This window comes from Streptomyces sp. NPDC054786 (assembly GCF_053611685.1).
Genome location: NZ_JBSHAW010000049.1, coordinates 20337 through 29650, shown reverse-complemented (window position 1 = coordinate 29650; position 9314 = coordinate 20337). Strand labels below are relative to the sequence as shown.

Below are 9314 nucleotides of genomic sequence, written 5' to 3'. Positions count from 1 at the left end.
CTTGTTGCGGGCCGGGGGCGCGGTCCCAGGCCTCCGCCGGGTCGGATCACTCTTTTTTGCCCCCCGGCCCGGCGCCGACACGGCCGGCGGCGGGCGGGGGCGGCACAGCCCCGGCACGGCCGTGAAAACGGAACCGCCCCGGCCGGCAGGGGGCCGGCCGGGGCGGAAGGGCCTTCCGCGGTGATCGCCTCAGCTGAGGGTCGCGAGGGCCTGGTTGAAGGCCGTCGACGGGCGCATGACCGCCGAGGCCTTCGACACGGACGGCTGGAAGTAGCCGCCGATGTCGGCCGGCGAGCCCTGCACCGCGATCAGCTCGTCGACGATGGTCTGCTCCTGCTCGGTCAGCGTCTTGGCGAGTGCCGCGAACGCCTCCGCGAGCTGTGCATCGTCGGTCTGCTTCGCCAGCTCCTGCGCCCAGTAGAGCGCCAGGTAGAAGTGGCTGCCGCGGTTGTCGATGCCACCCAGCTTGCGGCTGGGCGACTTGTTCTCGTTGAGGAAGGTGCCGGTGGCGCGGTCGAGGGTGTCGGCGAGCACCTGGGCGCGCGCGTTGCCGGTCGTCTGCGCGAGGTGCTCGAAGCTGACCGCGAGCGCGAGGAACTCGCCCAGGCTGTCCCAGCGCAGGTAGTTCTCCTTGACCAGCTGCTGGACGTGCTTGGGCGCGGAGCCGCCGGCACCGGTCTCGAACAGCCCGCCGCCGTTCATCAGCGGGACGACCGAGAGCATCTTCGCGCTGGTGCCCAGTTCGAGGATCGGGAACAGGTCGGTCAGGTAGTCACGCAGCACATTGCCGGTGACCGAGATCGTGTCCTCGCCGCGGCGGATGCGGTCGAGGGAGAACGTGATCGCGTCGACCGGCGACAGGATCTCGATCTGCAGGCCCTCGGTGTCGTGCTCGGGGAGGTAGGCCTTGACCTTCTCGATCAGCTGCGCGTCGTGCGCACGGCCCTCGTCCAGCCAGAACACCGCCGGGTCGCCGGTCGCGCGGGCGCGGGTGACGGCGAGCTTGACCCAGTCACGGATCGGCGCGTCCTTGGTCTGGCACATACGGAAGATGTCACCGGCGCCGACGACCTGCTCGAGCACGGCGTTGCCGCTCTCGTCGAGGACCCGCACGGTGCCCGTGACCGGGATCTCGAAGGTCTTGTCGTGGCTGCCGTACTCCTCGGCCTTCTGCGCCATCAGACCGACGTTCGGCACCGAACCCATCGTCGACGGGTCGTAGGCGCCGTTCGCGCGGCAGTCGTCGATGACGGCCTGGTAGATGCCGGCGTAGCTGCTGTCGGGGAGGACCGCGAGGGTGTCGGCCTCCCCACCGTCCGGGCCCCACATGTGACCGGAGGTGCGGATCATGGCCGGCATGGAGGCGTCGACGATGACATCGCTCGGCACGTGCAGGTTGGTGATGCCACGGTCGGAGTCGACCATGGCGAGCTCCGGGCCCTCGGCGAGCTCGGCGTCGAAGGACGCCTTGATCTCCGCACCGTCGGCCAGCGACTCGAGGCCCTTGTAGATGCCGCCGAGGCCGTCGTTCGGGGTCAGGCCGGCGGCGGCGAGCGACTCGCCGTACTGGGCGAACGTCTTCGGGAAGAAGGCGCGGACCACGTGGCCGAAGATGATCGGGTCGGAGACCTTCATCATCGTGGCCTTCAGGTGCACCGAGAACAGCACGCCCTCGGCCTTGGCGCGGGCGACCTGCGCCGTGAGGAACTCGCGCAGCGCGGCCACGCGCATCACGGAGGCGTCGACGACCTCGCCCGCGAGGACCGGTACCGACTCACGCAGGACGGTGGTGGAGCCGTCGTCGCCCGACAGTTCGATGCGCAGCGAACCGTCCCGGTCGATGACCGCGGACTTCTCGGTGGCGCGGAAGTCGTCGACGCCCATGGTGGCGACGTTCGTCTTCGACTCGCCCGTCCAGGCGCCCATGCGGTGCGGGTGCGCCTTGGCGTAGTTCTTCACCGACGCCGGGGCCCGGCGGTCGGAGTTGCCCTCACGCAGGACGGGGTTGACGGCGCTGCCCTTGATCTTGTCGTAACGGGCGCGGGTGTCCCGCTCCTCGTCGGTCTTCGGGTCGTCCGGGTAGTCCGGCAGCGCGTAGCCCTGCACCTGCAGCTCGGCGATCGCGGCCTTGAGCTGCGGGATCGAGGCCGAGATGTTCGGCAGCTTGATGATGTTCGCGCCGGGAGTCTTGGCCAGCTGACCGAGCTCGGCGAGGGCGTCATCGATGCGCTGGCCCTCTTCCAGGCGCTCGGGGAAGCTAGCGATGATGCGCCCGGCCAGGGAGATGTCACGGGTCTCCACGCTGACGCCGGCCGTCGACGCGTATGCCTGGATCACAGGCAAGAACGAATACGTCGCCAGGGCCGGGGCCTCGTCAGTGTGGGTGTAGATGATGGTCGAGTCAGTCACCGGGTGCTCCGCTCCACGTCTGCAACATTGCTCGACATCAAGATATCTCGTGACCGGCCCCCGCTCGACAGGACCCCGCCCCGGACAAAAGCGGAGGAACTAGTTCCGACCGTTTTCGACCGGGAAAAACGGCCACCGGTTCGGGCGGGGCAGCTCTGCTTCCCGGCCCTGTTCTCGGCCTGGTCCCGGCCTGGGCCCGATCCCTGGCTTGCCCCCGGCCTGTTCTCGGCCGGTTCCCCATCCCTGACCCGCCCCTGATCTGCTCCCGACACCCCGGGGAAGCGGCCGGGCGGGCAGGAGTGGACGTCGACCGGTTTCAGTCGGTCCACGGCGAGATCCCGCTCCCGACTGCGGACGGACCGTATCGGCTTCATGACAAGCGGTATCCGGTGGCTTCGAGACCAGTGGTATCGGCCGGCTCCCCGACCAGTGGTGTCCGGTGGCTCATGACCAGTGGTATCCACCGGCTCCGCGACCAGCGATATCCGCCGGGCTTCGTGACGAGCGGCGGTTTGCGCCGGCGGCCGTTCGACGGGATTGCCGGGCGCCGGTACGGAGCATGATCGTCCCGGTGGGCGCCCCGGATCCACCCGCGGCCCCCACCCGCTCCCCACGGGCCCGGCCCCACACCGGCCGAACACCAGGAGGATCGCCCACCATGATCGCCACCACCACCTACCTCGACGCGCTCTTCTCGCTCAGCGGGCGTACCGCCCTGGTCACCGGCGGCAGCTCCGGTATCGGCCGGGCCATCGCCGGGGCACTGGGCCGCGCCGGCGCCGAGGTCGTGCTGCTGGCCCGAAACGTGGACCAACTACGCTCCGCCACCGAGGAGTTGCGCGCCACGGGCACGACCGCCGACTGGATCGGCGCCGACCTGGGCGACCGGGACGCCCTGCACCGGGGCGCGGAGGAGATGGCACGGCGACACGGCGAACCCGACATCCTGGTCCACGCCGCCGGGGTCAACCCCCGTCCGCCGATGGACGAGCTGACCACACCCGACTGGGACCGCACGATGGCCGTCAATCTCGATGCGCCGTTTCTGCTCGGGCAGCGCTTCGGGCCCGGCATGGCGGACCGCGGCTGGGGGCGGATCATCCATATCGCCTCACAGCAGTCGGTCCGGGCGTTCGGCAACAGCGGTGCGTACGGGGTGTCCAAGGCCGGACTCGCCGCGCTCACCCGTTCCCAGGCGGAGGCCTGGTCCCGGCACGGGGTGAGCGTCAATGCGATCGCCCCCGGTTTCGTCCGCACCCCGCTGAACGAGGCGGTGTTCGCCGACCCCGGGCGCACCGAGGCGATGGCGCGCCGCACGATGACCGGGCGCAACGGCGAACTCGACGACTTCGCGGGCGCGGCGGTGTTTCTGGCCGGGCCGGGGGCTGCGTATGTGACGGGGCAGACGGTGTTCGTGGACGGTGGATTCTCGGTGACGTGACGGCCGGCGGGGCCGGGGCCGGACGATCGGAGCGGCACGGCGCGGCGACCGGCGCGGCCCGACGACCGGCCCGACGACCAACTCGGCGCGGCGACCAGCTCGGCGCGGCGACCGGCGCGACCAGGCGGCTGACGGGGCCGCCGCAGAAGGCAGGCGCCCGCGGATGCGCGGCCGGTCAGCCGACCTTCGCCCAATCCCTGCAGCCGTTCGTCTCGAACGTCTCCCCCCTGTTGACGGTGACGCGGGCCGGGCCCTGGGGCGTGCCGTTGGCGATGATGCTGTCCATCTCACCGCTGGAGTCCTTGGCGCGCGCCCAGTAGCACAGCGGCACATCAGATGCGGCGGGGCCGCGGGTCTTGTAGGTGCCGGCGGCGATGTCCTCCCCCACGAGGTAGCTGCCCTGGCCGACCGTGGCGTCCGGACCCGCGGGCACCCCCGTCTTCTCCACGGGCTTCGCACCGCCCGTCGGCTTCTCCAGCTTGGCCTTGGCGGCCTTGGCGGTGACGGTGACCGTGATGGTGGGGGCAGGCTTCGCCTCGGCCTTCTTGGTGCCGTCACTGCCGCTTCCGACCGCGGCTCCGAGCCCGAAGACGATGAGCGCACAGACCACACCCACGGCGATCCTGAGTGCGGGGTGCTTCTTCCTCGGCGGCTGCGCGGCCGGGGGCGGCGCGTACGGAGGGGGCTGCTGACCGAACGGCGCGGGCTGCTGCGAGTGCGACATGAAGATTCCCCCATGCGTCTGTGATGGTGTCGTGAAGACTGCCCAATGCTGTTGAAGGTTGTACGGCCATGTGCATCCCGGTGCCACGCGGCCCGCCCCCCGAGCGGCGCACGCCAAAGGGTCCCGGCCGCCGCCCGGCCGGGACCCTGCTGTCCGTTACCTCCAGAGGTTTCTTCCGTCCGCCCTCGCCGATCAACGGGAAGCAGAGTTCGGCCCCTTGCCGCCCCGCTGCCCTTACGCCGCGTCGGTCGCCGGCCGGGCGGTCGCTCAGGCCGGAAGGCTCCGCAGCCAGACGGCAACCCCGTGGTGATGGCTGCATGCACCTCGTCGGTGCTGGCTGTAGCTGTACGTCCCGTCATTGCATTGCGCGGAGGCGCCTGCCGGAGCCTGCTCCTGCTCTCCGCCACCACGCGTAGAACTACTGCCGCCCCCGGAGTCCGCCCCTCCGGAAGAGCTGGAACCGCCGGAAGAGCCACCCTCGCCCCCACCGGAACCACCGGAGGAACCGCCCTCGTCCCCACCGGAACCACCGGAGGCAGTGGAACCGCCGGAGGATGCCGAACCACCGGAGGACGCGGAACCGTCACTGGTGGCCGAGCTGTCGGCGTCGGTCGGCTCATCCGTGGGCTCGGACGCTCCGTCGTCGCTTACGGACCCGGTCGCGTCAGGTTCGTCGCAGCTCTCCTCGGTCTTCACGACGGCGAACGTCAGAGTTTCGGTGTCCTGCATGACGGACCCGGCAGCCGGCTCCTGATCGCAGACCTGCCAGTTGCGGTCCCCCACCTGCATGCGTTGCTGATCGGACAGATCCCGGCTCTTGAGCAGGTAGATGCCCTTACGTTGCGCTGCGTCCTGCGCTTCCTGGAGATTCTCGCCGGTGTAATCCGGCACCGTGATGCCGTCACTCCGGCTGTCGGACGCGTCGGAGACGGACGCGGAGGCGGACGACTTCGTCTCGTCGTCGCCATTCATCAGGTTGACGCACCCACCGACGAGCAGCACGAAGACGGCAACGACCGCACAGCCGAGCCTGGTGTTCTTCTTGTCCTGCGGCGACATCGGCCCTTGATTTCCAGGCACGTGACCCCCCTGCCTTGCGACTGCATACTCCCCTGCATGCATGGCCCTGCCCACGGTCGCGAGCCGCCGCCCGGCTGAAACCGGAGAGGCAAGTGGTGTAAGCGTGAAGCGAGGTAAGCGTGAGCCAGCCGGCTGCCGGACGAAGAGGCGTCGAACCCGGCCACGCCGGCTGACCGAACGACCGGGATCGAGAGTCCACCGCGCCGCCCCGAACTCCTACCCGAGACAGCCCAGTTGCGGTTCACAGACCGCCGGCGCGCCCGGCGCCCGTCAACCACCGACGACAGGGCCCCGCCGCTCGTCGGCTGCGATGAGGCCCTCCCGCCGCTTCGGACTCAGGCCGGTCAGAAGTTGCCGTTGGCGAGGATCTCGCCCTTGGCGTCATAGATGGTGACGAGGCCGTTCTTGGAATCCTTCCAGTCGGCGAAGGCGGAGGCGATCAGCTTGCCTTCGCTCTGGTGGGGACCCAGCAGACCGCCGGTGAAGTCGGTGTAGATGTCGACCGAGTCGAGGATGTCGTTCTGCTCTTCGGCGCCTTGGACTTTGGTGATGTGCCCGATGGCGGCCTTCTCGTTGGCACTTCCGCTTTTCGCGACGAAGGCCTTGAACCGGTCGGCCGGTGACTTGGGTGCCGCCTTGGGCTTCACTTTCGGCTTGTCCTCGGCCGGTTTGGCGTCGCCCTTCGCCCTCTCCTTCACCGGGGCGGCGGCGGGCTTGTGGGGCTTGACGGCCTGGCTTGTGGTATCGCTGCCGCTCATTGCGGCAGCGATGACGCCGATGAGGACGAGCGCGCCGAAGGCGCCGCCGCATCCGATGCCGACCTTTGCTCCGGCGCTCATCTTCTTCGGCGGCGGTGCGTACATACCGGATGGCGTCGGCGGCTGCTGGCCGGGCTGGGCCGGAAACTGCTGATACGTCATGATCCCCCCAAGGTGTCCAGGGCAGGGAGAGTATCGAGTGGTTGAACATCAAAGTAGATGAAGTGAAGAACCTGTGATGATGTCGTGACCGAAGTGCGTTGGTCGAGCCCCCGGAGCGCATGGCCAGGCCTTGGCGGCGCGACCGTATCCGGCTGAGAACCGCCTTCGCTCCGCCCGGCGGCAGAACGCACGTTGCGCCGCTCCCCCACCGCTTGGGCCGAAGCCGCTGCCGGCCGGCCCGGTCTGCGCGCCGGTGAGTACGAGAGCCCGGGTGTGGGCCTCAACTACGGCTGCCAGCAAGGGAGTTCAACCCCTCATCGGCTCACCGACCGAACGAAACGGCCGCTGTCAGTGAGCGCCCCTACAGTGACCGTATGGCCCCTGAGACACAGCCGCGGAACTCCCCGCAGCAGCTGCTCGAGACGTGGATCAGCGATCTGCCGTATCACTTGCTGCGCCTGGAGAAGGTGCTCCTTCCCGAGGGTTTCCCCTTCGACTACTCCACCGAGTCGCTGGACGCTCTGGAGGCGCGTCTGCTGGAGCACCACGACTCCGTTCAAGATCCGGAGAAGCGGGTGGAGTTCGTGGAGAGTGCGATGGCCTATCTCGGCGAGGTCCTGCTCGGCACCGCCGGCGGTGCGTGGAGCTGGAACACTCGGCCGGTCGACGACCGCCCGGGACAGCCGGTCGTCTGGCCGGACCCGGAACTGGAGCTCTCGCCCGTCGCGCCGATGCTGCTGATCTCGTACGCCCTCCGAGTCCGCACCGGGACCGCGTTCGCCGAGGAGATCGGGCGACTGCGCGAGGCCGTGACGTCGCGGCAGGAGGCGGTGCCGGGGTGGGAGCCGGTCAAGGAACACTCGCCGCGCGTGGACCCCATGGCACCGTTGCCGGAGGATCCGGCGCTGACCGCGTGGCTGGCCGAGCGGGAGAAGGCGCTCTCCGCCTGGGCCGAGGACGCGTTCGAAGGAGCGTGGAGGTGGAATTTCCACCCCGGCACGCTGGACTGGCTGGAAGCCGTGGTGCGGCGGCGGTTCGCCACGGTGGAGGCATTCGACGCCTCGCGGGACGAGCCGTTCGTGCAGGGCGCCTGCTGGTACATGGGCGAGGTGATCCGGCGGAACAAGGGAGCGGTGTGGCAGTACCTCCCCTTCGATCCGGACGCCGACCCCGGGGCCCCGGGATCGCGGGAGAGCGCATGGACCGAGGTGCCGTTCGTGGATCAGCCGGACAAGCGGGTCGGGGGCGCGGCGATACCGCTGGGGTGCCTGCGTGAGCTGCTCCTCGAAGAAGAAGTGGACGGGGAGCCGAACGTGCGGGAGGAGAGGCTGGAGGACGTGCTGTTCTGGTTCAGGCCGTCCTCGTACGCACACGTGGGCGCGCTCCTGCAGCGGATGGGCATGGTGCCCCGGGAGAAGGCCGACAGCGTCCTCGCGGAGTATGCCGAGTTCGCGCACGGTGATCTGCCACCCCACGAAGTGCCCGACGCGCTCGAAGCGTTCGGTGTGGCGATCTCGGCGCACGGGGACGACGTCGACGATCTGGAGGAGAGCTACCGGGGCATCCTGGAGCGGGCCGCGGCACTCACCGACGGCGCGGTCACCATCACCGACGTCCGGCTACGTGAGGACGAGGCGGACGAGGCGGACGAGGACGACTACGCGATCCTGGAGTTCGCCCGCAACGGCGTCCTGGTGACCCAAGAGACCGAGCACCAGTCGGACGACTACCTCGACCACCTGGCGATCATGGAGTTCATCGGTCACGTCGACCCCGACCCCGGCGGCGACACCCGCCGGTTCCACCTGGTCGATTTCGTGCGCCTCGCGAACAGCAACTACGACAGCTACTTCGTTTTCGCCACGCCCGAAGAGGCGACCGTGCTGAGCAAGACACTCGGCCTGAAACTGCGGTGAACGAACCGAGCGGATCGGTGATCGCCCCAGCGCGAGGCGCGGCCGGCCCCCCGGACCCGTCATGACGCACGGGCACGGCACGGCGCCCTCAATCCCGCGAGGGGCGCTCGACGCAAACCGGATACGGGCGACCGGAGCACGCCAATAACCTCACTCGCGGTGAAGTTATGTTCGACCACGTCGTTCGACGACGTGCCTTCACGGTGAATTCATAGGTTGGTGAATTCATAGGTTGTTGCCTTTCGGGATTGCCCTGTCGAGGCGCTCCCGGCGACACCGGTGTCAATAGCCCCGACCGGTCCAGCCGTCGCTCGCCCCGCACCCGCAGAAGCCGCGTGCGTCCCGCGCCGCCGCGGACCGGCCGATGACGCATTCGAGCGGGTCCCCCTACTCTCACGCCCTTTGAGAGGTACTACGGTTTTGGACTTCTAGGCTGGATATCCACCGTTCCCCGCGCACGCACCGGCCCGTTACCCCGCACACGGCACCGGCTGCGTCATCCGCCGGCGCGGCGGCGCCCACCGAAGCCAACTCGCCCTGCGGCAGGACCGGATGGGCGCCCAGGAGGGCGCGGGAAGCCCCGGCACGCCTTCCGGGAGGCCGAATCGCAGGAGTTTTATCACCGAAGGCATGTGCGCCACCGCGCATCAGTGAATAGTCTTCTTTCTCACGTCGGCACTTCATGAACGAAGTTGACAGTCCGCTTGCGCAGCATATGTATCCCCACGTACAGGAGAATCCGGTGATTGCCCCTCCAGGCCGAATCGGACTCTCGCCTGCGCACGAGACAACGCCACAGCACGGACCGGATGCGGGGGTCACGG

General features: G+C 69.2%; 6 protein-coding genes. 2 read left to right on the top strand and 4 right to left on the bottom strand.

The features are described 5' to 3' along the window. Positions 1 to 189 precede the first annotated feature (189 nt). Positions 190 to 2409 (bottom strand): NADP-dependent isocitrate dehydrogenase, encoded by a 2220-nt coding sequence (locus ACWGI6_RS32375; RefSeq protein ID WP_453270813.1) that lies wholly within the window; start codon positions 2407 to 2409, stop codon positions 190 to 192. Between the two features lie 658 nt (positions 2410 to 3067). On the opposite strand from ACWGI6_RS32375, the gene ACWGI6_RS32370 reads away from it, so the two are divergent. After that, positions 3068 to 3850, top strand: coding sequence for an SDR family NAD(P)-dependent oxidoreductase (locus ACWGI6_RS32370; RefSeq protein ID WP_453270812.1), 783 nt, complete (start codon positions 3068 to 3070; stop codon positions 3848 to 3850). A 175-nt stretch (positions 3851 to 4025) separates the two neighbouring features. Here the strand turns inward: ACWGI6_RS32370 and ACWGI6_RS32365 are convergent, their stop codons facing one another. From ACWGI6_RS32365 to ACWGI6_RS32355, 3 genes are all read right to left on the bottom strand, one after another. Beyond that, complete coding sequence (locus tag ACWGI6_RS32365; RefSeq protein ID WP_453270811.1) at positions 4026 to 4574, bottom strand: hypothetical protein; 549 nt, start codon at positions 4572 to 4574, stop codon at positions 4026 to 4028. A gap of 267 nt (positions 4575 to 4841) precedes the next feature. After that, the gene (locus ACWGI6_RS32360) at positions 4842 to 5633 is read right to left on the bottom strand and encodes a DUF3761 domain-containing protein (protein ID WP_453270810.1); all 792 of its coding nucleotides are present in this window, start codon (positions 5631 to 5633) and stop codon (positions 4842 to 4844) included. Positions 5634 to 5998: 365 nt separating this feature from the next. Next, positions 5999 to 6517 carry a hypothetical protein gene (locus ACWGI6_RS32355; protein WP_453270809.1) on the bottom strand — a complete coding sequence of 173 codons (519 nt, stop codon included), beginning with the start codon at positions 6515 to 6517 and terminating at the stop codon, positions 5999 to 6001. A gap of 431 nt (positions 6518 to 6948) precedes the next feature. Between ACWGI6_RS32355 and ACWGI6_RS32350 the strand changes: the two genes are divergently transcribed. Continuing rightward, on the top strand, positions 6949 to 8490 hold the full coding sequence (locus tag ACWGI6_RS32350; protein WP_453270808.1) for a hypothetical protein: 1542 nt from the start codon (positions 6949 to 6951) through the stop codon (positions 8488 to 8490). Positions 8491 to 9314: the final 824 nt, after the last annotated feature.